Consider the following 26,962-nt stretch of genomic DNA (forward strand, 5'->3'; position numbering starts at 1 on the left):
CGTTCACCCGCCGGCCGGGACGGTGAAGCTGTACGGCGGCAGCGGGCCGAACGCGTGCACCCGGCACCGGCCGTCCAGGTCGCCGTCGAGGCGCGCCACCTCGGCCAGCACCGCGTCCAGCCGGTCGTCCGCGACCAGCAGGCTCACGTTGAGCGCGCAGCCGGCCACCTCCGGACCGGCCGACTCGCGCACGGCCAGCGGGCGCAGGGCGCGCAGCACCCGGTCCGCGTCCAGCGCCGCGCGGGCGCGCAGGGCCGCGGCGACCGCCTCACCCAGGCGCAGCCGGTCCGGGTACGAGCGGGTGGCGCGGCCGCGCAGCTGGCGTACCGCCGGGTCCTGCTCCGCGACCAGCCGCACCATGACCTCCTCGTCCGGTACCACCTTGACGTTGACCTCGGCGCGGCCGGTGACCTGCGCGAGGGCGTCGAGGTGGCGGCGGGCGCCACGGACCAGCTCGGCCCGGAGCCGCCCGCCGTCCGGCGCCACCACGCCGAACCGCATCGGCAGCACCGGCCCCATCCGCCAGACCCGCTCCAGCACCCGCTGGTGGGCCAGCAGGTCGCGGCGGCGGGCGCGCGGCCGGGGCGGGGCCGGTCCGACCACCGCCGCGAGGGCGCCCGCCCGCACGAGCCGGACGCCCGCGTCGCGCTCGCGTTCCCCGGCCGGGTCGTCCCCGGCGGGGGCCGGATCCGGCTTGCCGGGCGGGTCGGGCGGCTGGAACGGGTGGTCCGCCGCCACGATCCCGAAGACGTACACCGCCCCGCTCACCGGGAGCTCCGCGCCCGTGCCCGGGTCTGCGGTTCGGGCTCGGTCAGCCCCTGCGGGAGCGCCGGTGGCAGCGCGGCGACCAGCTCCTCGCGGGCCTGCCGCTGCGCCAGCTCCAGCTGGCCGAGCGCCGCCGCGTACCTCAGAAACGTGTCGACGCTGGCGATCACGACCCGCACCTCCACGCGCAGGATCTCGATCCCGATCAGCGACACGCGGACGAAGGCGTCGATGACGATACCTTTGTCGAGGATCAGCTCCAGGGTGTCGTAGAGGCTGCCCGACCGCCCCGCCGGCGCCATCGGCGCCGCCTGTGCCATGACCGTCATGTCATGCTCCTTCCCTTTGTCACACTCGCGTTGTCACGGCGCCGCCGACCATCTCGGCGAGCGCCTCGGTCTGCTCCTCCAGCGACATCAGCGCGCGGCCCAGCCGTTCCACCTCGGTCGCGGAGAGCTCGCCGGCCTCCATCCGGGCCAGCGCCAGGCGTTCCAGCAGCCGGCGGACGAGGTCGACGACGGCGAGGACGAGCCCGGCGAGGCCGGCACGCGGGGTGCCCGCCGGTGCCGCCTGGCCCCAGTCCCGGAGCGCTGGTCCGCGGGCCGGTGTCACCGGGGCGCACGGCCACGGCGCCGGTGCTTCCACCGGGCGCGCCGGGCGCGGGTCCGCCACCGCGGGGGCCGCTCCGCGACCGCCCGGTGCGGGTTGGCCCGCCGTGGCGGTGAGCATCAGGCGCAGGTCCAGGCGCGCCAGGTCCACGCCGGCCAGGGTGAGCACCACGCTGCCGTCCGCCACGAGGCCGGTGCGGACGAGGCGTTCCAGCGCGTCCACCAGCGCGCCGTCGTCCAAGGCGAGCCGCCGGTCAGCCATCCCGCCCGCCCCGGTCCATCACCTGCGCGGCGCTCGGCCGCTCGGCTTCCACGGGCGGGTCGGGGCGCGCGAGGCCGCGCTGGGCGAAGTGGAAGGGCGCGCGGGGTCCGTCGAGGTCCAGCCGCAGCCCGGCCCCGGAGACCGGGCCACGCAGGCCGTCGGCGGCCCGGTGGAAGGCCTCCTCGTCCGCGCGCCGCACCAGGCAGACGAACCGCGCCACGCCGTCCACCTCGTACGTGTCCCGGGCGTGCCGGGCCAGCGTGTCCCGTACGAGGCCGGCCGCCAGCCGGCGCCGCTCCCCCGTCTCCTGGCGCCGGCGCGCCCGGGCCCGGCGCCGCAGCATCCAGGCCGTGCCGTCCAGCGGTTCGCCGTCCGAAGTGGACGGATCCGGAGCCGGTGGATCGGCCGCCGCCAGCCGTACCTCCCACTCGCCCGCCCCGGCGACCGCGGCGAGCCCGGCGCGCAGCCGCTCCCGGAACGCCGACAGCATCACCACGACGTCGGCCTCGCTCGCGCACACCGCGCCGAACCGCACGGGCAGCACCGGAGCCCTGGCGAACACGTCCTCGACGACCCGGTGGTGCGCCCGCAGCGCGCCGGCCAGCCAACCGTCCTCGCGCAGGTCGGGTCGTTCCCGGGCGGCGCGGAAGCCGGCCAGCTCCACCGGCGAGGTCACCGCGGCCAGGCCGGCCGACGGCACCACCCGCACCGGTACGCCGTCGATGCCGACCACTGTGTCCACAGTGGAGGCGTCCGGCTCGTCCAGCACGGCGTAGACGTACCAGCCGCCCATCACGCCTCCGCCCGGCTCGACGCGGGCAGCGCCAGCGACCGCTCCAGGCGTTCCACAGTGGAGCGGAGCTCGCTGTTCTCCCGTGCCAGGGCGCCGCTGGTCAGGAACGCGTCCCGGGTCCACCAGTCGATGCCCATCTCCCGGGCGGTGTCGACCGAGACGACGAGCAGCCGTACCTTCAGGCTCAGCAGCTCCACGTCCAGGACGCTCACCATGATGTCACCGGCGACGACGATTCCCTTGTCCAGCACCCGTTCCAGGATGTCGGCGAGCGACTCGCCCGACCCCGCCGGCGCCATCACAGCTCACCCGCCTCGGATCGCGCGTACCGGCGCACCCGCCGGAACGACACGACGTCGCCGCCGGCGTCGGTGTCCACTTCGTACGTCGCCAGGAGGCTCGTGGACTGCGGCACCCGTTCCAGCTCGACAATCTCCACGCGCATTCGCCAACCACCATCCGAACGGGCGAGCTCCGACACCGACATCGCCGGGGATCCGGTCAGCTGCGACAGCTGCTCCATCGCCGTGCGGGAAACCGCTACCAGCCCGCCCGTCACCGTGGTCCGCTCGTCAACCATCTGAGCACACCCCGTATTCATCACTGGTTGCCCCTAGTACGCACACCCCACCGGGGTGGATGACGGCGGTGGGTTCACCCGATCGGGGTTGCGCGGCCACGGCCAGGCGGGGACGGATAGAATGACGCAATTGAAAAGGTCTTCAATTGCACCGTCCACCGGCGGCTGGGGAGAGCGCGATGGTTCCGTTGTACCAGGCCGAGCCGGAGCCACCGGTGGGGCGCCAGCCCCGACGCGGGCCGCGACGGTGACGGCACCGGCGCAGTCCACTGCGTGGGAGGCGTACCGCGTGGTGACCGACGGGCTGCTGCCGGCCCTGCGCGGCGGCGCGGTCGACAGCGGCGCGGTCCGCTCGCAGCTCGGCGCGGTGGCGGCACGGATCGAGCGGTACTCACCGCTGTGGGGCGAGCACGGGCCCATGCTCCTGGCCGCGCTGCGCTGCGCGATGGGGCTCTACCGCGCCGGTGACCGCGACGAGCTCACCGTCCTCGCGCACGCCATGGGAGACCGGCTGTACCTGCTCTCCGCCAGCCCCGGCCGGCGCCGCCACCCCAGCGACGAGCCGGCTCCGCCGTAGCGCGGGTGGGCGAGGACGACCGGGTCGATCCGGAGCGGTGTGGGAGGTTTGGGCCGTTACGGCGATCGACAGTGGCACACGCGTCGATAGAGTGGAAGCAGTCCGTCCACATAGCGCCGTGCGCGTCCGTATGGGAGATCGTCATGCGTCTGCGAATCATGGTCCTGACCGTCGCCGCCGCCCTGGGCGCCGCCGCCGTGGCCGCCGTCCTCGGCCTCGGCCAGGCCGCGTCGCTCCTGGCCGGATACACCTGGTCCAACTGACCTGACGCCGGCCGCCTGGAGCGGCCGCTCGACGACGGCACTCCGCGGCCGCCGGCCCGCGGCGGGGCGCGGCCCGACCGCGCCCATCCGGGCCTCCGGCCGGCCGGCGGTCCAGGTGCTGGCGCGCGTTGGTCCAGGTCGCGCGTTGGTCCAGGTCAGGTGCTCCCTCCGGGGCGTGTGCCGCGCCGGCCAGCCAGGGGTCGGGCGGCCGCTCGGGGGATGTGGCCGGTCGGGGCGGGTTGCGACGATGGCGCCCACGGGGGCCCGCGGCCGTCGGCAGATGTGGAGAGACAAGCAGTGAGCACTGACTCGGGCTGGAGCGACTAGGAGCGGACCCGGCGCACCCGCGACCTCATGTCCGGGCTCAGCGCGGTGGTCACGCCGTACGTGCTGGCCGGGCGGCTGGTGCAGATGCGGCGCCAGGGGCCGCGGTTCGCCTGCCCGCGCTGCCAGGGCATGGACGCCGACGAGACGGTCGTGACGTACTGCCGGCGCTGCGGCGACCGGCGCGGTGAGACGGCGCTGCGGGTGTGTACCACCTGCCAGTTCGACTTCCGCGGCCTGCTGCCGGCCGGGCAGCGGGTGTGGCGCCCGCGGCCGGCCGCCGCGACACTGCCGCCCGCGCCAGAGGCGCCCGCCCCCGAACCGTCCGCGCCGCCCGCCTCCACCCCGGCAGCGGCCGACCCGCCGCCGGCCGAGTGGCCCTCGGCCCCCGGACCGGCGGCGTTCCCGCCGCCGGCGCCGGCCTCCCACCCGGGCGACGACGAGCTGCCGCCGCGCCCGCCGTCCTGACCGCGTCGACCCGCGTCACCCGTACCACCACACCCTGGCTCCGAACCCGGTGGCCGGCACCACCTCGCCGGCCACTTCGCGCATCTCCAGCCCGTCGAACCCTAGCCAAGGATTGTAGGGCAATCATACAATCATGGCACTCAGGGGCACCCTGGCGCATCCCCGAGATTTAACTTTCGAGAAGTAAGGCGGAAATATCTCCGGACCCTTGACATGCCTCGGGATGCAGCACCTAGATTCCCCTGTACCGGATAGTCGGATGGCCGCCCCGGAATGAGGGACGGCACCGGACAGGCGAAGGAGGGGCGCGCATGGAGATCGCCAGCGGGGACCTCCAGGTGGTGGCCCGGGTCGTCCAGCTGCTCCGGCTGCTCGCGGCCAACGAGACGATCGACCTGGTCTCGGCCGCCGAGGAGCTGGGCGTCGGCAAGTCGACCGCTCACCGGTACCTCGCCTCGATGGAAAACCACGGCCTGTTGCAGCGCCGCGACCGCAACCGGTACGAGTTCGGGGTCCTCCTCGCCGAGCTGGGCACGATGGCCCTGTCCCGGCTCGGGGTGCTCGCGCTGGCCCGGCCGGTGATGGAGCAGATCAGTGTGAGCATCCGGCACACGGTCGTGCTCAGCGTGTGGAACGGCACCTGTGCCGTGGTGGCGCAGGTGCGCGAGGACAGCAGCCGTACGGCACACGTGTCGATCACGGTCGGCAGCCAGCTCGGGCCGAACGCCGCCCAGTCGGTGGTCTTCTGGGCCTTCCGGGACCAGTCGTTCTACCGGTTCCGCGAGGGCGCACCACCGGTGAACGCGACCGAGGCGGAGCTCGCGGAGGTACGCCGGACCGGGATCGCCTTCCGCAAGAGCCCCCGCGAGGGGGTCAGCGCCGTGGCGACCGCGGTGCGCAACCCGGCCGGACAGGTGGTCGCGACGCTCGCCGTCGTCGACATCGCACAGTTCGTACCGGAGGAGATCGACAGCCCGGTGGCGCGCGCCCTGCTGGCGGGCGCCGAGACGATCAGCCGGCGCATGGTCAGTCCGCTCGACGGCGGAGTGGACTGACGCGGGCCGGAGCGCTCCGGTGCCAAGCCGGAGCGGGCAGGCGGGACGGCACCGGCGGCGGCCACCGTCCCGGATTCACCATGCGCGTGAGTGAGCGATCCGAGAAAAGGCGATAGAGATGAAGAGATACCGCTTCTTCACAGTGATGACGGTCGGTGCCCTGCTGATCTCGGCCTGCGGCGTGGGCGGCGACTCCGGCGGCTCCACCGACAAGACGCTGACCTGGGCCAGCACCGGCGGCCAGTTCCAGGAAGACGAGAAGAAGGCGCTGCAGGAGCCCTTCACCACGAAGACCGGCACCACGTTCACCAACATCAGCCCGGCCGAGCAGGCGCAGGTGCGCACGATGGTGTCGTCCGGAAAGACCATCTGGGACCTGGCGAACATGAGCTGGATCTACGCCGGCGCGTACTGCGGCGAGCTCTTCGAGAAGCTGGACGACCCGGCCCTGGACCGGAGCAAGTTTCCGCCGGGGACGACCGGCGACTGCTTCGTGCCGACCTACCGGTACGCCAACATCTTCAGCTACAACGCCGACATGTACCCCGGGGCGAAGCCCACCAGGATCCAGGACTTCTTCGACGTGAAGCGGTTCCCGGGCAAGCGGGTCGTCTACGACTACCCGAAGGCCGGGCTCTTCGAGGCCGCGCTGGTCGCCGACGGGGTGGCGCCCGACAAGGTCTACCCCCTCGACCTCGACCGGGCGTTCAAGAAGATCGACACCATCAAGGGCTCGCTGGTCTTCGCCTCCAGCTACGGCGCGATCCAGCAGATGCTGGTGGACAAGCAGGCCAGCATGGTCCTCACCGTGACCGCGCGGACCATCGTCTCGGCGCAGAGCGGCGCCAACCTGGTGCCGGTCTGGGACTTCAACACGACCGACATCGGCGTGCTGGTCATCCCGAAGGGCGCGCCGCACAAGCAGCTCGCCCAGGAGATGCTCGCGTTCGTCACCGAGCCCGAGCAGGCCGCCGCGTACGCCAGGCTGACCGGCACGGCGCCGGCCCGGCCCGAGGTCGACCTCGACTCGATCGGGTACACCGACCAGCAGAAGAAGTTCAACGCCTTCCTGCCGGACCGCGGTACCACCGTCGAGCAGGACAAGCAGTGGTGGATCGACAACACCGACGCGCTGGTCAAGCGCTGGACGAGCTGGAAGGTTGGCTGACGAGCATGTCCGCGCCGACAGCCACGGCCGGGGCGCCCACCACGGGGCGCCCCGCGCCGGCCTGGGTCGGCAGGGCGTACGCCAGCGGGTGGCTGCTCCTGCTCCCCTCGCTGGTCGCCCTGGTGGTCCTCTTCGTGGTGCCCCTGGCGAGCATCGTCGTCGACAGCTTCACCGAGCCCTCCACCGGCCTGGGCAACTACAGCTCGCTGTTCACCGACGGGTACACGATCCGGGTGCTGAGCAGGACGCTGCTCGTCGCGCTCGTGGTCTCCGTGGTGGGGGTGCTGCTGGCCTACCCGTACGCGTACGCCATGACCCTGGTCGGCCCGACGATGCGGGCCGTACTGGTGACCGTCGTGCTCATCCCGTTCTGGACGAGCATGCTGGCGCGCAACTTCGCCTGGATGGTCCTCATGCAGGACGGCGGGGTGATCCAGGACATGCTGCGCCCGTTCGGGCTGGGCGACGTCACGCTGCTGGGCACCACGCTCGCGGTCGCCATCTCGATGACCCAGGTGCTCCTGCCGTTCCTGGTGCTGCCGATGTACAGCGCGATGGAGCAGATCGACGGGCGGCTGCTGGCGGCCGGGCAGAGCCTCGGCGCGCCGCGGACCCGCGCGTTCCGCCGGATCTACCTGCCGCTGTCCACCCCGGGCGTGGTCGCCGGCATGTCCCTGGTCTTCGTGCTGGCGCTCGGCTTCTACGTCACGCCGGCCCTGCTCGGCTCCACCCGGACCGCGATGATCGCCCAGGTGATCAACGTGCGTACCAAGGAGCTGCTCGACTTCGGCGGCGCCGGCGCGATGGGCATGTTCCTGCTCGCGGTCACGCTCGTCGTGCTCGGCCTCAGCCGCCGCGTCGCGGGGCGGAACGTCGCGGCCGTCGCCGCCGGCGGCCAGCCGGCGCGCACCCGCGCCAGCGGGGAGCGGTCCTCGAACGTCCGGCCGTGGCTCAAGGCGCACACCACGGTCGTCGCGATCCTGCTCGCCGCGCCGACGCTCGTGGTCATCCCGATGAGCTTCTCGTCCGCGCAGACCTTCCGGTTTCCGCCGGACGGCTGGTCGTTGCGCTGGTACCGGGAGCTGTTCACCTCGCCGGAGTGGATCGCCGCGATCCTCAACTCGCTCCAGGTGGGGATCTTCACCGCGCTGTTCGCGACGGTGCTCGGCACCACCGCGGCGTTCGGCCTGACGCGGCTGCGCCCGCGCGCACGCGGCGCCCTCAACGGGTTCCTGCTCTCGCCGATGATCGTCCCGCACATCCTCGTCGCCCTGGTGGTCTTCTCCGCGTTCCTGCGGCTGGGCCTCAACGGCACGCTCATCGGCATCATCCTGGCCCACACCGCGCTGGCCGTACCGTTCGTGGTCATCGCGGTCACCGCCCGGCTGCAGGGGATGGACCGGCGGCTGAGCAGCGTGGCGGCGAGCCTCGGCGCGAGCCCGGTCTCGGTGTTCCGCCGGGTGACCCTGCCCCTCGTCATGCCGGGCATCCTCTCCGGCGCCGTCCTGGCCTTCGTGACGTCGCTGGACGAGGTCGTCATCGCCCTGTTCCTGCAGGCGCCGGGGGCGATCACGCTCCCGGTCCAGATGTTCAACAGCGTCACCGTACAGATCGACCCGACGATCTCCGCCGCGTCGAGCCTGATGGTCGTGCTGGTCAGTGTCCCCATCCTGCTCGCCCAGGTCGCCGGCGCGCGACGCGGCAAGGGAGGTACCCGGTGAAAACCTCGATAGCCCGGCCAGCGGCGCCGGAGGCGACGTCGATCAGCGCCAGCGGCGGCCGGGTCGAGCTGGTGGACCTCAGCAAGCGGTACGGGAACGGCGAGCCGCCCGCGGTCGACGACATCAGCCTCGACATCGAGCCGGGCGAGTTCATCACCCTGCTGGGCCCCAGCGGCTCGGGCAAGACCACGACGCTCAACATGATCGTCGGGTTCACCGAGCCGACCTCGGGGCGCATCCGGCTGGGCGGCCGGGACATCTCCCGGATGCCGCCGCACAAGCGCAACTTCGGCATGGTCTTCCAGAACTACGCGCTCTTCCCGCACCTGACCGTGGCGCAGAACGTGGCCTTCCCGCTCCGCGAGCGGAAGGTGTCCACAGTGGAGACAACGCGGCTGGTGGGCGAGGCGCTGGACCTGGTCGACCTGGGCGGCATGGAAAACCGCCGCCCGCACGAGCTCTCCGGCGGCCAGCAGCAGCGGGTGGCGCTGGCCCGCGCCGTGGTCTTCTCCCCCAGCGTGCTGCTGCTCGACGAGCCGCTCAGCGCCCTGGACCGCAAGCTCCGGCAGTCGCTCCAGCGGGAGATCAAGCGGCTGCACAAGGAGCTGGGGCTCACGTTCGTGTTCGTCACGCACGACCAGGACGAGGCGATGACGCTCTCCGACCGGATCGCCATCTTCGACCGCGGCCGGATCGTCTCGGTCGGCACTCCCGCCGACCTCTACCACCGGCCGGCGAACCAGTTCGTCGCGCGGTTCCTGGGCGAGTCCAACGTCTTCGCCGGCCGCTACCGGGGGACGGACGTCTACGAGTGGCACGATCGCAAGTGGACGGTCACCGAGCAGCGGTACGGCGCCGAGGAGCGGGCGCTGGTCGTACGGCCGGAGCGGGTGGGCGTCGCCCTCGACGAGGAGTCCGTGCCGCCCGGCCGCAACGCCGCGCCCGCGGTGGTCACCGACGTCTCGTTCTACGGCACCTACTACCGGATCGAGCTGGCCTACGGCGACGGGGCGGTCGGCTGTGCGGTGCTGCCGGTCGGCGCCCCGGCGGCCGTCGACCCGGGCGCCGCGGTGGTCGCCCACTGGCGCCCCGAGGACCAGGTCCTGGTATCCGAGTGAACGCACACCGTACGACCGGAGGAAACCGAGCGTGAGGAAGTCAGCATGACCGTGGACAGCTACCCCTTCGACCCCGAGGCGGACACCGACCGGAAGGTGCCCGACGAGGAGGCGGACCGGCTCCTCGTCGGCGCGGTAGACCTGCACCAGCACCCCGGCCCGAGCCCGTTCCCCCGCCGGATGAGCATCCTCGACGCGGCCCGCGACGCCGCCGGGGCGGGCTTCCGGGCGATCGTGGCCAAGTCCCACCACCACAGCATGGTCACCGACATCCTGGCCCTGCGGACGGCCGGCCTGGCGGAGCTGCCGACCGAGGTGTACGGCGGGATCGCGCTCAACCGCACCGTCGGCGGCCTGAACCCGTACGCGGTGGAGCTCGCCCTGCGGATGGGCGGCCGGATGGTGTGGTTTCCCACGCTCTCCTCCGCCGCCCATGTGCACCACCACGAGCAGCACGACACCGGCTTCCCCACGGCCGAGGTGGACCTGCGCACCAACGAGATCATCTCGATCCTCGACGAGCGGGGCGCGGTGCTCCCCGAGGTGCGCGACATCCTCTCCGTCATCGCGGCCGAGGACGCCGTGCTGACCTGCGGCCACCTGGGCGTCACCGAGTCGCAGGCGCTGATCGACGCCGCGCTGGCGGCGGGTGTCCGGCGCATCCTGGTCAACCACCCGTGCTTCGTGGTCGGCGCCTCGGTGGAGCAGGCGGCGGCCTGGGCGCGGCAGGGCGTCCACATCGAACACTGCGCGGTCATGTACTTCGGCCACCCGGAACGCCGGCGGGACCTGGGCGAGCTGCTCTCGTTCATCAAAGCGGTCGGCGTCGAGCGGACGGTCATCTCCTCGGACTCGGGGCAGAAGAACAACCCGCTGCCGGTGACCCTCTACCGCCGGGCCGCCCGCGGGCTGCTCGACGCCGGCGTGGCCGAGGAGGACATCCGGCGGCTGGTCGGGACGAACGCGGCGGGGCTGCTCCTGAAGTGACGCCGCACCGCTCAGCGGGCGACGTAGCCGCCGTCGACGCTCAGGATCGTACCGGTGATGCCGGCCGACTCGGGCGCGGCGAGGAAGACGATCGCGCGGGCCACCTCGTCGGGCGTGGACATGCGCCCGATCGGGTGGTTGCCCAGCGTGACCGCCAGGCTCGCGGCGGGATCCGGGTCGGCCGCCCGCGCCTCGTCCATGAACCCGGTGTCGACCGCGCCCGGCGCGACCGCGTTGACCCGTACGCCACGGGCGGCGTACTCGATCGCGAGCTGGCGGGTCAGCTGGACGATGGCGCCCTTCGTCATCGCGTACACGCTCTGGTTGGGCACGCCGATCAGCCCGGAGATCGAGGCGGTGTTGACGACGCAGCCACGGGTCTCGGTCAGCGCCGGCAGGGCCGCGCGGGTGAACCGGAACACCGGCCGCACGTTGACCGCGAAGAGCGCGTCGAAGTCGCCGTCGCTAGTGTCCAGGATGGGCCGGCGCAGAAACCGGGCGGCGTTGTTGACCAGCAGGTCGAGCCGGCCGAACTCGCCCGTCGCCCGGCCGATCGCGGCGGCCGGCGTCGGGTCGGCGGTGACGTCGGCGGCCATCGGCACCACCCAGCCGCTCTCGGCCAGGTCGGCCACCGCGGGTGAGACGTCGACCGCGACGACCCGGTACCCGGCGGCCCGCAGCCGCTCCACCACGCTGCGCCCGATGCCCCGGGCCGCGCCGGTCACGACGGCGGTCAGCTCCATGTCCTCATCTCCTTCGCCTAGCTGGACCCTCGTGCCACCACTCCGGCCGCGTCCAGCGCGGCGGCCCACGGAAACGAGTCGACCCGCCCATCGCCGGTCCCGGGCGGGTGCGGCTGCCACCGCCCCGGACCGAAGACGACCCGGACGCCCTCGGCGCGCAGCGACTCCACCGCCGCGCGGAACGGCGCGCGGGCCGCGAAGGCCGAGTGCACGAACGGCAGCACCGCGACGGGGAGGCCGCGCCCGATGGCCTCGGCGACGCTACCCAGGGCGTAGTTGTCGCTGACGCCGAGCGCCAGCTTGCAGACGGTGTTGTAGGTGGCCGGCGCGACCACGACCGCGTCCGGCGGCGCCGGGCGGACCGGCGCCGGCCGGTGCACGACGCGCACCGGGCCGCCGGCGAGCGCCTCGAACGCCGGCAGGTCCAGGAAGGCCACCGCCGCCGGCGTGGCGACCACCTCGACCGCCCATCCGCGGGCCCGGGCCAGGTCGACCAGCCGGTGCGCCCGTGGAGCCGGGGCCGCCGCGCAGACCACGGCCGTGACGGCAGGAGGGTTTGCCATACCGTCCCCCCTGTTGACCTCGAAGGCTGCGAGGATTGTAGAATCGTCATACAACTTGTGTCAACGAGAGCCCGGCCGGGGCGGACGAGGTGCCGATGACCGAACCGACGCGCGACCTGCTCCCGGCGGCGCTGCCGGAGGGGTTCGACCGGCTGCTGCGCGGCGCGATCGACGTACACGTCCACGGCCAGCCCGACCTGTCCGCCGCGCTGGCCAACCGCGGCGCCGACCTCGACGTGGCACGGCTGGCGCACGCGTACGGCCTCTCCGGCTGGGTCCTCAAGTCGCACCTGTGGTCCACGATGGACCGTGCCAGCCACCTCCAGCGGGCGATGGCGGAGACCGGGTTCGCGGTGTACGGCAGCATCACCCTCAACCCGCCGGTCGGCGGCCTGGAGCCGAGCGTGGTCGAGCTCGCCGCCGCGCACGGCGCGCGGGTGGTGTTCCTGCCGACCTGGGGCGCCGCCGCCGACGCCGAGCGCGACGGCTACATCGCGATGCTGCTGCGGCGCGTCTCGCCCGCCTTCGCCGACTACCACGCCCGCAGGGCGATCGCGCTCCGCGAGCCCTCCGGAGCCCTCTGCGGCCGGGCCCGCGCGGTGGTCGACGCCTGCCACGCGCTCGGCCTCGCGCTCGCCACCGGCCACGCCTCGCTCGCGGAGAGCCGCGCGGTCGCCGCGTACTGCGCCCAGATCGGGCAGCGGCTCCTCGTCACCCATCCGCTGCACTACACGAGGGACCCGGTGGAGCTGCGCGAGTTCGTCGACATGGGGGCGTACGTGGAGTTCGCCAACGCGCCACTGGTGCACCCGGACGGGCACCTGACGATCCGGGACGTCCACGAGGCACTGGCCGCGGTCGGGCCGGAGCGGGCGATCCTCACCACCGACGTCTTCTCCCGCTGGGTGCCGCCCGAGCCGGAGTGCCTGCGCATGTTCGTCGAGCAGCTCGCCTACCTCGGCTGGACCGCCGAGCAGATCGCCACGATGGTGGCCACCAACCCGCGCGCGTTTCTAGGAGTACCGGCATGAGAGTGGACGGCGTCGACCCCGCGGAGATGACCGACGAGCAGCGGGCGCTGTACGACTGGTACGCCACCGGGCCGCGGGCCGCGCCGGACAGCCCGTTCCGGCTCGTCGACGCGGAGGGCAGGCTGCAGGGGCCGCCCGCGGTCTGGATCCTCAGCCCCACCTTCGGCCACGCCCTGCAGAAGATCGGCGGGGCGGTCCGGTTCGGCTCGCGGCTGCCCGCCCGCGCCTGCGAGATCGCGATCCTGCTCGTCGGCCACCACCACCGCAGCGCCTTCGAGCTGTACGCGCACGAGCGCGCCGGAGCGGCCGCCGGGCTGACCGAGGCCGACCTGGCGGCGCTGGCCGAGGGGAAGGAGCCGGCCGGGATGTCCGATGTGGAGGCTTGCGCGTTCCGTACCACGCGGCGGATCCTCGACCGCGGCACGCTGGACGACGGCGAGTTTCGCGACGCGGCCGGCATCCTCGGCGAGGCGGGGCTGTTCGAGCTGGTCACGATCGTCGGCTACTACACGATGGTCGCGTTGCAGCTCGCCGTCTTCGACGTCCGGCCGGCGGCGGTCGAGCCGTGAACTGGTCCATCTGGATCCTCGAGTACGGCTTCGTCGACCGGTTTCCGGCCAGCAACCTCTTCGCCGCCCAGCCGAACGAGGGGCACCGGCGGATGCCGTACTGCTTCGGGCTGCTGCGCTCGGCGGAACGCTGCGTGCTGGTGGACACCGGCTTCGCCGACCCGGCCACGTACGAGCGGCTCACCGCCAAGTACGGGCGCACGCGCTGGCGCGCCCCGGTCGACGTGCTCGCCCGGGTGGGGGTCGCCGCCGAGGATGTCGACACGATCCTGTTGACCCACAACCACTTCGACCACGCCGGCTGCGTCGACGCGTTTCCCGCCGCGCACGTCTGGATCCAGCGGCGCGAGATCGAGTGCTACCAGGCCGCCGCCGCCCGCCCCGCCCGGTTCGAGTTCCTGACCCGGTCCTGCCAGGCCGACCTGCCGGAGCGGCTGGCCGCGCGCCCGGCGACGCTGGTCGACGGCACCGCCGAGGTGGCCCCCGGCGTCGAGCTGCGCCCCGCCCACGACACCCACACCGCCGGCTCGCAGCTGGTCGCGGTCACCAACGACGCGGACGGGACGTGGGTATTCGCCGGCGACAACGTGTACAGCTACGAAAACCTCGAAGGCATCCGCCACGACGGCGTCCTCGCCCCGATCGCGATGACCACCGGCAGCGCCACCGCCTGGCTCGACTTCGCCGACGCCCTCCTGACCAGCGTCGGCGGCGACACCCGCCGAGTCCTCCCCTTCCACGAGGCCGCCGTCTGGGACCGCTTCCCCTCGTCCCCAGTGGACGGTGACCTTCACGTCGCCGAGATCTCGCTCGCCGCCGGCCACCCCAGCATCCTGCGCTAGCCCGCCCACCGCCCACCGCCCACCGCCCACCGCGCACCGCCCGCCGCGGGCCGCCCGCCGCGGGCCGGCGGCCGCCGGCCCGATCCGCAAGACCCGACCAAGACCCCAAAGACAGACGTGCCCCGGTCCGCCTCAGCTGCGGACCGCACGCTCCCGCGGGCACCGCGCCGGCCGGCGGCGAGCTGGCGCTCGCCGAGCCCCCCGGCCGCCGCTGCGAGCCCCGCGCGACAAGCCATTAGCCCACGCCCCCTCGCCCTACCGCCCCACCCACGCGCACCCGCCGCTCAAACCACCCACTCACACGCCCGCCTCTCAAGCTGCCCCGCCGACGCCAGCCCCTCAAGCGCCCAACCACACAGCCGCCTCCCAGACCACCCCGCCCACGCGACCAGCCAAGCTGCCCCCCGGGCGGGCGGATTGGTACCGCGGCCTGCGGGGACGGTCCGCTGTTGAGCAGTGAGCTCGGGAGTCGAGATCGGGTGCGTCCCTTGATCGGTATCGGGGTCGGGTCGCCCGTGCGGATCGTGGTACCTGGCCGTAGCTGGAGGTACAGCCAGACACCACTCATGGGACCGTCCCAGGAGCAGATCCGAAGCCGATCTAGAACGTTTAGGGCTCTATATCCGCCCTAAGCGTTCTAGATCCACAACCATCGAGAGCAAGGCGACGCCTGCGGGGCGGATATGCCAACCGTGCAGGGCGAGACCGCGGGACCACGAAACGCGCGTTTCGCGAGCGCGGTCCGGCCCAACGCCACCCCCACCCACCTGCTCAAGGCTGCCACATGGGCGGCCTACCTTCATGATCAAGTCACGGTGCGTGCCATTGGGTCCAGACCACGGCGGGCATCGCGGTAGCCCGCGATTTGGCGGGTCCACGGCGCGAGTGGGCCGCGGGCCGGGCGCCACACGCGGACCCGGGGCGGCTCAGGCGCGGGTCCGCAGTCCCCAGCGGGCGAGGAGGCGGGTGGCCAGGGCGTAGGCGAGGTGGCCGCCGGGCCATTGGGTCACGTTGTGGCCGGCGGGGTCGTGGTAGTAGTTGTGGCAGCCGGACTCCATGGCCGAGGCGCTGGTGGCGAGCTTGCGGTCGACCCAGGCGACGAAGCGGCGGGCGGCGGCGGGTGAGGTGTCGATGCTGCGCCGGCGGCTTCGGGCCAGGCGGCGCACGGCGCCGGCGACGACCTCGGCCTGCCGTTCCAGCTGGGCGATGATGGAGACGCCACCGTTGGTGTTGGGGCCGTAGAGGATGAAGAAGTTGGGAAAGCCGGGCACGGTGATGCCCATGAAGGCGCTGGCACGTTCGCGCCAGGCGTCGTGGATGCTGCGGCCGTCGCGGCCTTTGACGTCGATGCTGGCGAGAAACCTGGTCGGCTGGAAGCCGGTGCTCAGGACGAGCACGTCGATCTCGCGGGCGGTGCCGGTCGCGTCGACCACGCCGGTCGGGGTCACCCGGGTCACGGCGTGCGGCACGAGCTCGACGTTGTCGCGGTTGAGCGACGGGTAGAACGTCGAGGAGATGACCGGCCGCTTGCAGCCCCACGGGTAGTCGGGCGTCACGGCCGCGCGGGTGGCCGGGTCGTCGATGCTGCCGGCGATGAACCGGTGGCAGATCTCGCGCATCCGTCGCTGGCGGCGGGAGCCGGCGTCGTACCCCTTGAACCGCCGGTTGCCCTGGTGGAAGACCCAGGCCCGGTGGGCGCGCTGGGCGAGTGGCACGTTCCGGTACCACCAGCGCTCGCGCGGGGTGAACTCCCGCTCGTGCTTCGGCTCGATCCAGCCCGGCTCGCGCTGGAAGACGTAGACCTGGCCGGCGGTGGGGGCGATCGCGGGCACGACCTGTACGGCGGTCGACCCGGTGCCGACCACCGCCACCGACTTGCCGGTGAGGTCGTGCTCCTCCCAGCGGGAGGTGTGGAAGCACGGGCCGGCGAAGGTGTCCAGCCCGGGCCACTCGGGGTAGCGCGGCACGTTGAGCAGGCCGAGCGCGGAGACGACGACGTCGAACTCGGCGCTGTCACCGTGCTCTGTGGACAGTACGTAGCGGTTGCTCGACTCCTCCCAGACCAGGTCGGTGACCCGGGTGTTCAGGCGGATGTGCGGGGCGAGCCCGAAGCGCTCGACCACGTGCTCGGCGTAGGCCAGCAGCTCCGGCTGGGTGGCGTGGGTGCGTGGCCAGTCGTACTTGAGGAAGGAGAACGAGTAGGCGTGCGAGTGCACGTCGACCTCGCAGCCGGGGTAGCGGTTGTCGAACCACGTGCCGCCGATCCCGGCCGACTGCTCGAAGATGACGAACGTGGCCGGGGTGCGCCGGAGCTTGACCGCGGCCGCGATCCCGCCCAGGCCGGCGCCGATGATGGCGACCCGGATGGGCGTGCCGTCGCGGCTCATCGGCCGGCCGGGGCCGGGTAGTCGTCGGCGTTGAAGACCCAGCCCTCCATGGCGGAGAAGTCGAACCGCGGCGGCGAGAAGACGTCGATGAGGTGGTTGGTGCCGGCGCCGACCGCCTCGCTGGTGTGCAGGGACGGCGGCGGGATCACGGTGACGGCCGGGGCGAGGACGGTCTCGTGCTCGTCTTCGCGCCAGTGGGCCCGGTTGGTGGTCCACGGCCAGCGGATGTGGTGCACGTACTCCCCCGCCAGCACGATCGAGCACTGCTCGAAGTCGTCGTGCTTGTGCGGCGAGAGCTTGGCCGGGTCGCGCGGGCCCTGCTTGGCGTCGATGAAGTTGACCATGAAGGTGGTGCACCGGTACAGCCGGAACGGCGGGTTGGACAGCGGCGGCACGGTCAGGTCGTAGCTGCGCACGCGGTAGCCGCCGACCGGCTCGGGCCAGGGCCGGAAGGGCGGGATGTTCTCGTGCGGCTCGGCGTAGGAGCCGGCGTTCGCGGCGAGCGCGGCGACGTCGTCCGAGCGGGTGGTCAGCAGCCGCAGCACGCGACCCTGCCCGGTGACGGTCACCGTGCTGTCGCCGGGCGGGACCACGAGCATCGTACGGCCGCTCGCGGCCACCTCCTCGCCGGGCGCCTCGACCCGGGCGGCGAGCGCGTCGTCGGCGAGCAGCACCACGTACTCGTCAGGCTGCCCGGTGCGGCTGAACGTGGCCGTACCGTCCACTTCGGAGTATCCGACCACGAAGTTCTGCCCGCGGGCGTACCAGGTCGACACCTCCCCGGTCTTCTCCGCCGGCGCCAGGTCGCGAAACTTGACGTGCTCGGAGCCGGAGAACCGCTCCGGTGCCGGCGCGGTCGCGGTCGCCGTGCTCGACGGCAGGGTGGAGCGCAGGTCGGTGGAGTCGTACGCCATCTGGTGGTCCCCTTCGGAGAGTCAGCCGCCGATGCCGGCGACGACGGACGCCGCGGCGGACCTCAGCAGGCTGGTGTCGTTGCTGACCATCACGTACCGGTAGCCGCGGTCGGCGGCCGCCCGCGCCTGCGCGGGGGTCTGCACGGCGGTGCCGGCCGGCACCCCGCGCTCCCCGGCGGCGCCCAGCAGCGTGTCGACGAGCTTCTGCAGCACGGGGTCGGACTCCGGCAGGCCGGAGGAGAGCTGGAGGTCGCCCATGCCGAGGAAGACGCCGTTGAGCCCGTCGACGGCGAGGATCTCCTCGACCGCCTCGATCGCGGACCGGTCTTCCAGCTGGACGGCGCGCATGACGTCCTCGTCGCCGAAGCGCAGGTACTCCGCGCGCGGGGTGCCGCCCCACCGGCCGGCGCGGGAGGTGATGCCCATGCCCCGGTCGCCGCCGGGCGAGAAGAGCATCTGCCGCACGGCCGCGGCCGCCTCGGCGGCGGAGGTCACCCGCGGCACCAGGATGCCGTCGACGCCGGTGTCGAGCAGCCGCTGGAGGTAGGCGCCGCTGCGGTCGGGGACGCGGACCAGGACCGACATGCCGGCGCCCTGCGCGACCACCGTCGCCTGGTAGGCGAAGTCGAACGTCAGCGGCGCGTGCTCCTGGTCGATCACGACGAAGTCGAACCCGGCGTCGGCCAGGATCTCCACCGGCGCCAGCGCGGGGATCTTCACCCAGGTGCCGACCAGGCACCGGTCCGCCTCCGCCAGCCGTCGAGCGAACCCCGAACGGGGCTTTTCCACCGCGCTCATGACGCTCCTCACGAGGGGTTTTGGTCCGCAAGATTGTAGCATCGTCATACGATCTGGAACAACCTGGCGGCGCCCCGACGCGGCTGTCGGCCGGCCGGCCTCCGCTGGGTACGATGTCAGGCACAACCGGTCACATGAGCGTGTGGACAAGGGAGGGCGGCGGTGACACGAGTCAATGCGTTGCGTGTCGAGCGGACCCCGGCTCTCATCCGCTCGCAGGTGGTGGAAAACCTGCGGCAGGCGATCCTCGACCGCCGCCTCGCGCCGGGGCAGCGCCTGATCGAGCGCGAGCTGGTGGAGCTCACCGGCGTCTCCCGCACCAGCGTCCGCGAGGCGCTGCGCGAGCTCGCCGCCGAGGGGCTGGTCACCGCGATCCCCAACCGGGGCACCGTCGTCACGAGCGTCAGCGCCGAGGAGGCGCGCCAGCTCTACCAGGTCCGCTCGGTGCTGGAGGCGCTCGCCGGCCGGCTCTTCGTCGAGCACGCCAGCCCGGTGCAGCGCAAGGCGCTGGTCCGCGCGCTGGAGCGGATCGAGCGCTTGACCGCCAAGGGTTCGCCGGTCCTGGCGGCCAAGGACGCCTTCTACGACGTGCTGTTCGAGGGCGGCGGCAACGACGCGCTCCGGTCGGTCGTCGGCAGCCTGCACGCGCGGGTGAGCGTGCTGCGGTCGCTGTCGCTGTCGGTGCCGGGCCGCCTCGAGCACAGCACCAAGGAGCTGCGCGCGATCGTCGACGCCGTCCAGGCGGGCGACGCCGACGCCGCGGCCGCGGCCTGCGCCCGGCACGTCGAGGAGGCCGGCCGCGCCGGGCTGATCGCCCTCTCCGAGCAGGACGGGGCGTAGCCCTCCACCTCACCGCGAGCCCCTTCCGCCCGGCCTGTCGGATTGTATGATGGTCGGACATTGAGATGGGATGGGAGCGGTCCATGAGTGATGACGAGAGCCGACTCGATCGCGGCATCCGGGTCCGGCGCGAGGTGCTCGGCGATTCACACGTGGATCGCTCGATGGCACAGGCCACCGACTTCACCCGGGTGGTGCAGGAGTACGTGACGGCGAGCTGCTGGGGCGACGTCTGGTCCCGGCCCGGGCTCGACCGGCGCACCCGCAGCCTGCTCAACCTCGCGATGCTGACCGCGCTCAACCGTCCACACGAGTTCTCGGTGCACGTGCGCGGCGCCCTCCGCAACGGCTGCACCCAGGCCGAGATCCAGGAGGTCCTGCTGCAGACCGCCGCGTACTGCGGGGCGCCGGCGGCCCTGGAGTCGTTCCGCCTCGCCGAGCGGGTCATCGAGCAGGTGCGCCAGGAGGCGGCCGTCGACGGTGAACCGGTCGGGGTCACCACCGCGTGAGCCGCCGCACCGGTGCCCGGGTCGTCGCGGACATGCTCGACGGCTACGGCGTCACCCACGTCTTCCTGGTGCCGGCGATCCTCCGCCGCACCCTGGCCGAGCTCGAACTGCGCCACCCGCACATCCACCGGGTGGTCACGCACGGCGAGAAGGCCGCCGCCTACATGGCCGACGGCTACGCCCGGGTGACCGGCCGGCCCGGTGTCGCGGCGGCCCAGGTGGTCGGCGCGCTGAACCTCGCCGCCGGCCTCCGCGAACCCTTCCTGGCCGGCTCCCCCGTCGTCGCGCTGACCGGCGGCCGGTTGCCGGCGACCAAGTTCCGCCACGTGTACCAGGAGATCGACGACCTGCCCGCGTTCGAGCCGGTGACCAAGTTCAACGGCACGGTCGACGACGCCGGCCGGTTTCCCGACATGCTCCGGCACGCGTTCCGGGTGGCCACCACCGGCTCCCCCGGCCCGGTACACCTGCAGATCCAGGGCAACGAGGGGCAGCTCGACGCGGAGGAGACCGACGCCGAGCCGATCGTGGAGCCGGCCTTCGCCCGGGTGCCACCGGTCCGCCCGGCTCCCGACGACGAGAGTGTCGCGGCGGTGCTGCGGCTGCTGGCCGAGGCGGAGCGGCCGGTCATCGTGGCCGGTGGCGGCGTACGCGCCTCCGGCGCCGGTGCCGAGCTCGTCGCGCTGGCCGAGGCGCTGCGCGTCCCGGTGGCGACCTCCGCGAACGGCAAGGACACCATCCCCGGTACCCATCCGCTCTCGGCCGGCGTGGTCGGCTCGTACTCGCGCGAATGCGCCAACCAGGTGGTGGCCCGCGCCGACCTGGTCTGCTTCGTCGGCACCGCGACCGGCGGCATGACCACGCACTTCTGGGCGGTACCGCCGATCGGCACGCCCGCGGTCCAGATCGACATCGAGCCCTCCCGGCTCGGCCGCAACTACCCGCTGCGGGCCGCCGTCGCCGCCGACGCCAAGGCCGCGCTCGCCCGCATGCTCGCCCTCGCCGTCCATCATGGACGGCCGGACCGCACGGCGTGGCTCTCCGAAGTGGACGACGCGAAGGCGGCCTGGCGGGCCCGTTACCGCGAGGTGCTCACCAGCGATGCCGTGCCCATCCGCCCCGAACGCCTCTGCGCCGAGCTGACCGCCGCCCTCCCGGCCGACGCCGTGCTCGTGGTCGACACCGGGCACGCCGGCATGTGGATGGCCCAGTTCCACGACATCACCGCGCCGGCGCAGAGCTACCTGCGCACCGCCGGCCACCTCGGTTGGGCGTTCTCCGCCGGCATCGGCGCCAAGTGCGGCGCGCCCGACCGGCCGGTGGTGGCGTTCACCGGCGACGCCGGCTTCTACTACCACCTCGGCGAGGTCGAGACCGCCGTCCGCCGCCGGGTCAACCTCGTCACCGTCGTCAACAACAACCACGGCGGCAACCAGAGCAAGCGCGGCTTCGACCGGGCGTACGGCGGCCAGGCCACCGACCGCTCCCGCGAGCTCTGGACCTACCAGGACGTGGACTTCGCCCGCGTCGCGCGGGAGATGGGCGCCCTCGGCATCCGCGTCGACCGTCCCGGCGACCTCGCGGGCGCGCTCGACCGCGCACTCTCCGCCGGCCGTCCGGTCGTGGTCGACGTCCACACCGACATCGGCGTGGTCGCTCCCCTGCCGGTCAGCCGGTGACCTCTTCAGTCGGGGGTGCGGGACAGCTCCTCGGCGAGGATGGGGACGGCGGTGGTGGCGGCGTGGATGCCGATGACGCTGGCGATCTCCAGCACCTCGACGATCTCCTCGGTGGTGGCGCCGAGGCGGATGGCGTTGCGCATGTGGAGTTTCAGTCCGGGCGCGTACAGGTGGGTGGCCGCGGCGTCGAAGGCGATGTAGACGAACTCCTTGACCTTCGGCTCCAGGACGCCGGTCTTCCAGGGTACGGAGGAGAACTCGACGTACGCCTCGAACAGTTCGGGGTCGAGCTCCAGCAGGCCGTCCCAGAACTCGTGCCAGTACCCGCGGTTCTTGGTGAACTCGGCCTTGAGCCGCTCCTGCCGGTCGGACAGCGGTGCCGGGCCGGTGCGCAGCCCCTCCTCCTCCAGCACCTCGATGAGCAGCGGGATGCCGATGTTGCAGGCGTGGATGCCCAGCGTGCTGGTCAGCTCCAGCACCTCCATCAGCTCGGCCGCGGTGGCGCCGAAGGCGAGGGCGGCGCGGACGTGCTGGCGGACGCCGGGCGTGTACATGTGGGTGGCGGCCGCGTCGACGGCGATGTAGACGAACTCCTTGACCTTCGGGTCGAGGTGGTTCTTGCGCCAGGGTACGGCCGACCAGTTCAGGTACGCGCGCAGGAAGGCGGGGTCGAGCTCGAGGATCCGTTCCCAGGTGTCGCTCCAGGTGGAGCGGACCGCGATGAACTCGTCCTTGATCTGCTGCTGTTCGGCGGTCAGCACGGGCCACTCCCTTGTCGGTGTCCGTCGGTCTTCGTCCGCGCCGCCAGCCAGGCGGCGACCTCGGTGTGGTCGGCGTCCGGGGGCAGCGCCTCGGCCGCGTCCGCCCAGGCCGCCACCGCGGCGGCGGAGACCGCGGCCGGCGTGCCGGTCGACTCCTGCAGGCCCAGGGCGATGCCCATGTCCTTGAGCATCAGGCGCAGGCCGAAGCCGGAGTCGTAGGTGCCGGGCAGCACGAACTTCGGCCACTTGGTCTCGGTCGAGCCGCTGCGGCCGCTGGAGGCGTTGACGATGTCGAGCATCACCCGCGGGTCGAGCCCGAACGCCTGCCCGGCCAGCAGCGCCTCCGAGGCGACCATGAGGTGGGCGGCGGACATCAGGTTGTTGAGCGCCTTGACGGCGTGGCCGGCGCCGACCACCTCGCCGGCGTGCACCACGTTCGCGCCGAGCACGGCGAAAAACGGACCCAGCTTCGTGAACGCCGCCGCGGGTCCGCCCACCATGATGGTCAGCGTGCCGGCCTGGGCGCCGGAGACGCCGCCGGAGACCGGTGCGTCCACCAGCGTGACGCCGCGCTCGGCGGCGGTGGCGGCGAGCGCGCGGGTGCGGTTGGGGTCGGAGGAGCTCATGTCGACCAGCAGCGTGCCCGGGGCGAGCCGGTCGAGGAGGCCGTCGCCGAGCAGGACCCGTTCGACGACCGCGGAGTCCGGCAGCATGAGCAGCACGGTGTCCGAAGTGGACACGTCCGTCACCGTGCCGGCGACGGTCGCGCTGCCGGCGAAGCGCTCGCGGGCGGCCGGCGCGACGTCGTACACGCAGAGGTCGTGGCCGGCCGCGACGAGCCGCCGCGCCATCGGCCCGCCCATGTTGCCGAGCCCGACGAAGCCGATCATGCCTGGTACTCCTCGTCGGTCACCGCGTCGCGCCACGCGGTCTGGCCCAGCGAGATCGCCAGGTGCACCAGGTACGTCTCCGGGCCGCCGCCGTGCCAGTGCGTCTCGCCGGGCGGCACCCACACGGTGTCGCCCGGGTGCAGCGCCCGCGGTACCCCGCCGGCCGGGCAGATCAGCCCGGCGCCGGCCGTGACGACCAGGATCTGGCCCTGCTCGTGGGTGTGCCAGTAGGTCCGGGAGCCGGGCGCGAAGAAGACGCTCGCGATCGTGACGTCCGGCCCGGACCGCAGCGGGTCGGCGAACACCGTACCGGTGAACGTGGCCGTGCGCCGCTCGGACGGCAGCCGGTCGGCGTTTCCGCGAACGATCTCCATCAGCGCTCCTCCACCGTGTGCAGCCGGACCCCGCCGGCGACGTCTCCGATCGCGTCGACCACGCGGTTGCTGATCTGGTCGGCGTACCCGAGGTTGTTGGCGAGCCCGAACGCGGCGAGCGGCCCGGACGCCGACAGCGAGGGCACGCCGAGCCGGGCGAGGCAGTCGACGTACAGCGTGACGTCCTTGGTCATCAGCGCGTTGGTGAGCCCGCCCTCCAGGTAGTCGCCCTTGACGATGTGCGGGAACCGGTTGAGCGTGGCGAAGTTGACGCCGCTGCTGGCGTTGAGGACGTCGAGCACCTGGGCCAGGTCGAGGCCGGCCCGCTTCGCCGCCACCATCACCTCGGCGGTCGCGGCGAGGCTGATCGCGTTGAGGAAGTTGTTGAGCACCTTCGTCGTGTGCCCGGCCCCCGGCTGTCCCATGTGGACGACGGTGCTGGCGAAGGCGGCGAAGACCGGTTCCACCGTGGAGAGTGCCTCCGGCGAGCCGCCGACCATGATGGTGAGCGTGCCCCGCTCCGCGGCCGCCGCGCCGCCGGAGATGCCCGCGTCGAGGTACGCCACACCGATGCCGGCGAGCGCCTCGTGGATCCGGACGGTCGAGGCGGGTGCCGCGGTGCTGAGGTCGGCGACGATCTGGCCGGCCCGGCCGGACTCCAGTACGCCGCCGGCGCCGAGCACCACCCGCTCGACGACCGGGCTGTCCGGCAGCGAGAGCAGGACCACGTCGCTCTGCTCCACCACCGCCCGTACGCCGCCGGCCGGCGTGGCACCCGCCGCGGCCGCCCGCCCGGGGTCGGTGTCGTAGCCCAGTACCGGTGTGCCGGCGTCCACGAGCCGGCGCGTCATGCGCCCGCCCATGTTGCCCAGCCCGATGAATCCCACCCTCATGAGACGTCCCTTCCGTACAGCGCGCGGTCGTAGGCGGCGAAGTCCCAGGCGCCGGCGCCACCGGACGGCCGTACCGTGCTCACGATGCTGGCACCGCCGTCGACCGACACCACCTCGCCGGTCATGTACGCGGCTTCGTCGCTGAGCAGGAACGCCACCACGCCCGCGACGTCGTCGCCGGTGCCGGCCCGGCGCAGCGGGGTGCTGCTGGCCCGCCGCACCATGTCGTCCTTGCCGCCGACCGCCTCGGGCGTCGCGGCGAACAGGTCGGTCGGCACGATGCCCGGCGCGACCGCGTTGACCCGTACGCCGAGCGGCCCGCCGTACATCGCGGCGCCGTGCAGGATGCCGAGCACCGCGTGCTTGGAGGTCTGGTACGCCAGCAGGTCGGCGCTGCCGCGCAGGCTGCCGATCGAGCCGGTGATCACGATGCTCCCGCCGCCGTCCTGGTGGGCGTACTGGCGGAAGGCGGCCCGGACGCCGAGGAAGACGCCGCGCACGTTGACGCCCATGACCCGGTCGAACTCGGCCACGGTCAGCTCCGGCAGCGTGGCGAACGAACCGGGGATGCCGGCGTTGAGGTGGTGCAGGTCGACCCGGCCGAACCGGTCGACGGCCACCTCCATGTACGCCGCCACACCCTCCTCCGTGGAGACGTCGGCGCGGACCCACACCGCGCCGGCCGGAGCCGGCTCCGCGACCGCGGTGTCCACCGCGACGACGTGCGCTCCCTCGGCGGCGAGCCGCCGCGCGGTGGCCGCCCCGATGCCGCCGGCCGCGCCGGTCACCACCGCCACCTTGCCCGCGAGCCCGCGCATGCCTACCACCCCTCCACGCCGATCCGTGCGGCCAGGCCCTCGCCGACGACCGGGAACCGCCGCATCACCTCGGGGTCGTGCCCGGCGACCAGGCGGTGCGTCCCGCCGTACTCGCGCAGCAGCTGGAACCCCGTGTACATCGCGGGCAGGTCGGCGACGTGGACGAACGGCCGGTCCGCGTCGAGCTCCTCGTAGTAGTGCAGGGCGTCGGAGGCGATGACGACATCCCCGACCACCACGACGAGCTGGCCGGGGGTGTGCCCGCCGACCTCGACCAGCTCGACGCCGCCGGGCAGGTCGGTGCGGTCGCGGACGAACCGGACGCGGCCCGCGCCGTGCGCCGCGCGCAGGGCCGCCACGTCATCGGCCTCGGCGGAGACCGCGAAGAGCGGCTTGGCCCCCATCGGGCCGGTCCAGAAGTCGTACTCCCGGCGGGACATCACGAACTCGGCGTCCGGGAAGGCGCCCAGATTGCCGATGTGGTCGTAGTGGCCGTGGGTCAGCACGACCGTGGTCACCGTGGCCGGGTCGACGCCGAGCCGGGAGAGCGCCAGCTCGGGCGGGCAGAGCATGGTCCGCTTCCGGCGGCCGCCGCTGGCCTCGTTGAAGCCGCAGTCGACGAGCGTGGTCCGGCCACCGGAGCGGACGACCCAGAAGAAGTAGTCCATGGCGAGGTCGGCGTCGGCTTCGCCGTACGTGTCGAAGTGCAGGAACACCTCGCTCTTGCGGGTCGCGCGCGTGCCGTACCGCACCGCGAGTACCTCCGCCACGGCCCCACCATCCTCGCTGCTCTCCGGTCCGAGAATTGTAGGTCAGTCATACAATCTTGTCATCCCGAGGGGGGCGGGTGACCTTCTCGGCCTGGACGTAGGACTGCGCACCACGGGCGCCGCGAGTGCGGCTTTGAAGGCGGCGCGGCCGTGTTTGCGGATGGACCGTCCGCGCCGCCACCTGGCATCGTACCGCAGCAGACGAGATCGCCTCTCTCCCAGCGCAACAATCGTCAGGACAACCCGGGCGTCGGTCCCGGGCCTCCGGTGACTTTGGTCCTGTGGAGGTGGGGAGTTCCGGCTCAGGTGCTGATCTTCGGTTCGGGTGAGGCTGTGGGTGTCAACGAAACGAAGGCGCGATGAGGCTTCCGGAGGCGGCGATGACCACCACCAACAGTGGTCCGGTGAAGGTGCCGGCCCATGCTCTTGAGACTGCTGAGGCTCCTGGGCACATGCTCACCACGACCGCTGCCCGTGCTTTGGCGGTGTTGCGGGTGGGTACCGGGTTTGTGTTCCTGTGGGCGTTCTTGGACAAGACGTTTGGTCTGGGGTTTTCCACCCCGGGTGAGCGGGCCTGGATCAACGGTGGCTCGCCGACCAACGGGTTCCTGTCCCACGTGCAGGTGGGGCCGTTCCAGTCGGTCTCGCATGATCTGGCCGGGCTGTGGTGGGTGGATGCCCTGTTCATGGTCGGGATGGCCGCGGTCGGGTTGGCGTTGATCGCGGGGATCGGTCTGCGGGTCTCGGCCGCCGCCGGTGGTCTGATCATGTTGATGATGTGGGCCGCGGAGTTTCCCCCGGACCGGTACACCGCCGCTGGTGAGGCGTCCGGGTCGACCAACCCGTTCATGGACTACCACCTGGTCTACGCCATCGTGCTGGTCGTGCTCGC

The 26,962-nt window shown here is 72.8% G+C and carries 31 protein-coding genes; 14 read left to right on the forward strand and 17 right to left on the reverse strand.

The features are described from left to right. Positions 1–3 precede the first annotated feature (3 nt). The 6 genes from RB614_RS38660 to gvpO are packed head-to-tail and all read right to left on the reverse strand — an operon-like array spanning position 4 to position 3,008. The gene (locus RB614_RS38660; protein WP_308717682.1) at positions 4–768 is read right to left on the reverse strand and encodes a GvpL/GvpF family gas vesicle protein; all 765 of its coding nucleotides are present in this window, start codon (positions 766–768) and stop codon (positions 4–6) included. Then, on the reverse strand, positions 765–1,094 hold the full coding sequence (gene gvpJ / locus RB614_RS44525; protein WP_308717683.1) for a gas vesicle protein GvpJ: 330 nt from the start codon (positions 1,092–1,094) through the stop codon (positions 765–767). Before gvpJ (RB614_RS44525) ends, RB614_RS38660 begins: the two co-directional genes overlap by 4 nt. A gap of 19 nt (positions 1,095–1,113) precedes the next feature. Beyond that, on the reverse strand, positions 1,114–1,635 hold the full coding sequence (gene gvpJ / locus RB614_RS38670) for a gas vesicle protein GvpJ (RefSeq protein WP_308717684.1): 522 nt from the start codon (positions 1,633–1,635) through the stop codon (positions 1,114–1,116). Beyond that, positions 1,628–2,428 (reverse strand): GvpL/GvpF family gas vesicle protein, encoded by an 801-nt coding sequence (locus RB614_RS38675; RefSeq protein WP_308717685.1) that lies wholly within the window; start codon positions 2,426–2,428, stop codon positions 1,628–1,630. Before RB614_RS38675 ends, gvpJ (RB614_RS38670) begins: the two co-directional genes overlap by 8 nt. Further along, positions 2,428–2,727, reverse strand: coding sequence for a gas vesicle protein (locus tag RB614_RS38680; RefSeq protein WP_308717686.1), 300 nt, complete (start codon positions 2,725–2,727; stop codon positions 2,428–2,430). The genes RB614_RS38675 and RB614_RS38680 overlap by 1 nt, the downstream gene beginning before the upstream one ends. After that, entirely contained in the window at positions 2,727–3,008 is a 282-nt protein-coding gene (gvpO, locus tag RB614_RS38685; RefSeq protein ID WP_308717687.1) for a gas vesicle protein GvpO, read from the reverse strand. The genes RB614_RS38680 and gvpO overlap by 1 nt, the downstream gene beginning before the upstream one ends. A 247-nt stretch (positions 3,009–3,255) precedes the next feature. Between gvpO and RB614_RS38690 the strand changes: the two genes are divergently transcribed. The 7 genes from RB614_RS38690 (at position 3,256) to RB614_RS38720 (ending at position 10,689) form a co-directional block, all read left to right on the forward strand. Further along, positions 3,256–3,585 carry a hypothetical protein gene (locus RB614_RS38690; RefSeq protein ID WP_308717688.1) on the forward strand — a complete coding sequence of 110 codons (330 nt, stop codon included), beginning with the start codon at positions 3,256–3,258 and terminating at the stop codon, positions 3,583–3,585. 617 nt (positions 3,586–4,202) lie between these two features. Then, positions 4,203–4,640, forward strand: a complete 438-nt coding sequence (locus RB614_RS38695; protein ID WP_308717689.1) for a hypothetical protein — start codon at positions 4,203–4,205, stop codon at positions 4,638–4,640. A gap of 311 nt (positions 4,641–4,951) precedes the next feature. Next, a complete protein-coding gene (locus RB614_RS38700) occupies positions 4,952–5,695 on the forward strand; it encodes an IclR family transcriptional regulator (RefSeq protein ID WP_308717690.1) in 744 nt (247 codons plus the stop codon). A 118-nt stretch (positions 5,696–5,813) separates the two neighbouring features. Further along, complete coding sequence (locus RB614_RS38705) at positions 5,814–6,863, forward strand: extracellular solute-binding protein (RefSeq protein ID WP_308717691.1); 1,050 nt, start codon at positions 5,814–5,816, stop codon at positions 6,861–6,863. 5 nt (positions 6,864–6,868) lie between these two features. Next, the gene (locus tag RB614_RS38710; protein WP_308717692.1) at positions 6,869–8,584 is read left to right on the forward strand and encodes an ABC transporter permease subunit; all 1,716 of its coding nucleotides are present in this window, start codon (positions 6,869–6,871) and stop codon (positions 8,582–8,584) included. Then, a complete protein-coding gene (locus tag RB614_RS38715; protein ID WP_308717693.1) occupies positions 8,581–9,702 on the forward strand; it encodes an ABC transporter ATP-binding protein in 1,122 nt (373 codons plus the stop codon). The genes RB614_RS38710 and RB614_RS38715 overlap by 4 nt, the downstream gene beginning before the upstream one ends. A 45-nt stretch (positions 9,703–9,747) precedes the next feature. After that, a complete protein-coding gene (locus RB614_RS38720; protein ID WP_308717694.1) occupies positions 9,748–10,689 on the forward strand; it encodes a DUF6282 family protein in 942 nt (313 codons plus the stop codon). An 11-nt stretch (positions 10,690–10,700) separates the two neighbouring features. Here RB614_RS38720 and RB614_RS38725 read toward each other — a convergent pair whose 3' ends face one another. After that, positions 10,701–11,432, reverse strand: coding sequence for an SDR family NAD(P)-dependent oxidoreductase (locus RB614_RS38725; RefSeq protein ID WP_308717695.1), 732 nt, complete (start codon positions 11,430–11,432; stop codon positions 10,701–10,703). Between the two features lie 17 nt (positions 11,433–11,449). Next, entirely contained in the window at positions 11,450–11,995 is a 546-nt protein-coding gene (locus tag RB614_RS38730) for a flavoprotein (protein ID WP_308717696.1), read from the reverse strand. Positions 11,996–12,090: 95 nt separating this feature from the next. Here RB614_RS38730 and RB614_RS38735 point away from each other — a divergent pair, with 95 nt between their 5' ends. From RB614_RS38735 to RB614_RS38745, 3 genes are read left to right on the forward strand one after another with little or no spacing between them, the layout of a single operon-like run. Continuing rightward, positions 12,091–13,026, forward strand: coding sequence for a DUF6282 family protein (locus RB614_RS38735; protein ID WP_308717697.1), 936 nt, complete (start codon positions 12,091–12,093; stop codon positions 13,024–13,026). After that, positions 13,023–13,595, forward strand: a complete 573-nt coding sequence (locus tag RB614_RS38740; protein ID WP_308717698.1) for a carboxymuconolactone decarboxylase family protein — start codon at positions 13,023–13,025, stop codon at positions 13,593–13,595. Before RB614_RS38735 ends, RB614_RS38740 begins: the two co-directional genes overlap by 4 nt. Then, on the forward strand, positions 13,592–14,437 hold the full coding sequence (locus RB614_RS38745) for an N-acyl homoserine lactonase family protein (protein WP_308717699.1): 846 nt from the start codon (positions 13,592–13,594) through the stop codon (positions 14,435–14,437). The genes RB614_RS38740 and RB614_RS38745 overlap by 4 nt, the downstream gene beginning before the upstream one ends. A 926-nt stretch (positions 14,438–15,363) precedes the next feature. Here the strand turns inward: RB614_RS38745 and RB614_RS38750 are convergent. From RB614_RS38750 to RB614_RS38760, 3 genes are read right to left on the reverse strand one after another with little or no spacing between them, the layout of a single operon-like run. After that, positions 15,364–16,824, reverse strand: a complete 1,461-nt coding sequence (locus tag RB614_RS38750; RefSeq protein ID WP_308717700.1) for a flavin-containing monooxygenase — start codon at positions 16,822–16,824, stop codon at positions 15,364–15,366. Continuing rightward, positions 16,821–17,738 carry a cupin domain-containing protein gene (locus RB614_RS38755; RefSeq protein WP_308717701.1) on the reverse strand — a complete coding sequence of 306 codons (918 nt, stop codon included), beginning with the start codon at positions 17,736–17,738 and terminating at the stop codon, positions 16,821–16,823. The genes RB614_RS38750 and RB614_RS38755 overlap by 4 nt, the downstream gene beginning before the upstream one ends. A gap of 21 nt (positions 17,739–17,759) precedes the next feature. Next, a complete protein-coding gene (locus RB614_RS38760; protein WP_308717702.1) occupies positions 17,760–18,536 on the reverse strand; it encodes an HpcH/HpaI aldolase family protein in 777 nt (258 codons plus the stop codon). Between the two features lie 162 nt (positions 18,537–18,698). Here RB614_RS38760 and RB614_RS38765 point away from each other — a divergent pair, with 162 nt between their 5' ends. The 3 genes from RB614_RS38765 to RB614_RS38775 all read left to right on the forward strand — a co-directional run bounded on the left by RB614_RS38765 (position 18,699) and on the right by RB614_RS38775 (position 21,564). Next, a complete protein-coding gene (locus RB614_RS38765) occupies positions 18,699–19,376 on the forward strand; it encodes a GntR family transcriptional regulator (RefSeq protein WP_308717703.1) in 678 nt (225 codons plus the stop codon). A gap of 83 nt (positions 19,377–19,459) precedes the next feature. After that, on the forward strand, positions 19,460–19,885 hold the full coding sequence (locus RB614_RS38770) for a carboxymuconolactone decarboxylase family protein (RefSeq protein WP_308717704.1): 426 nt from the start codon (positions 19,460–19,462) through the stop codon (positions 19,883–19,885). Next, positions 19,882–21,564, forward strand: coding sequence for a thiamine pyrophosphate-binding protein (locus RB614_RS38775; RefSeq protein WP_308717705.1), 1,683 nt, complete (start codon positions 19,882–19,884; stop codon positions 21,562–21,564). Before RB614_RS38770 ends, RB614_RS38775 begins: the two co-directional genes overlap by 4 nt. Positions 21,565–21,569: 5 nt before the next feature. Here RB614_RS38775 and RB614_RS38780 read toward each other — a convergent pair whose 3' ends face one another. The 6 genes from RB614_RS38780 to RB614_RS38805 are packed head-to-tail and all read right to left on the reverse strand — an operon-like array spanning position 21,570 to position 26,070. After that, the gene (locus RB614_RS38780) at positions 21,570–22,325 is read right to left on the reverse strand and encodes a carboxymuconolactone decarboxylase family protein (protein ID WP_308717706.1); all 756 of its coding nucleotides are present in this window, start codon (positions 22,323–22,325) and stop codon (positions 21,570–21,572) included. Next, positions 22,319–23,215: an NAD(P)-dependent oxidoreductase gene (locus RB614_RS38785; RefSeq protein ID WP_308717707.1), complete on the reverse strand. Its 897-nt coding sequence runs from the start codon at positions 23,213–23,215 to the stop codon at positions 22,319–22,321. Before RB614_RS38785 ends, RB614_RS38780 begins: the two co-directional genes overlap by 7 nt. Continuing rightward, a complete protein-coding gene (locus RB614_RS38790; RefSeq protein WP_308717708.1) occupies positions 23,212–23,589 on the reverse strand; it encodes a cupin domain-containing protein in 378 nt (125 codons plus the stop codon). The genes RB614_RS38785 and RB614_RS38790 overlap by 4 nt, the downstream gene beginning before the upstream one ends. Next, positions 23,589–24,482: an NAD(P)-dependent oxidoreductase gene (locus RB614_RS38795; protein WP_308717709.1), complete on the reverse strand. Its 894-nt coding sequence runs from the start codon at positions 24,480–24,482 to the stop codon at positions 23,589–23,591. Before RB614_RS38795 ends, RB614_RS38790 begins: the two co-directional genes overlap by 1 nt. Continuing rightward, complete coding sequence (locus RB614_RS38800; protein ID WP_308717710.1) at positions 24,479–25,300, reverse strand: SDR family NAD(P)-dependent oxidoreductase; 822 nt, start codon at positions 25,298–25,300, stop codon at positions 24,479–24,481. The genes RB614_RS38795 and RB614_RS38800 overlap by 4 nt, the downstream gene beginning before the upstream one ends. Positions 25,301–25,302: 2 nt before the next feature. After that, a complete protein-coding gene (locus RB614_RS38805) occupies positions 25,303–26,070 on the reverse strand; it encodes an N-acyl homoserine lactonase family protein (RefSeq protein WP_308717711.1) in 768 nt (255 codons plus the stop codon). Positions 26,071–26,429: 359 nt separating this feature from the next. Between RB614_RS38805 and RB614_RS38810 the strand changes: the two genes are divergently transcribed. Further along, a partial coding sequence (locus tag RB614_RS38810) for a hypothetical protein (protein WP_308717712.1) occupies positions 26,430–26,962 on the forward strand: 533 nt, incomplete at its 3' end.

This window comes from Phytohabitans maris, from assembly GCF_031085175.1.
GTDB lineage: Bacteria > Actinomycetota > Actinomycetes > Mycobacteriales > Micromonosporaceae > Phytohabitans > Phytohabitans maris.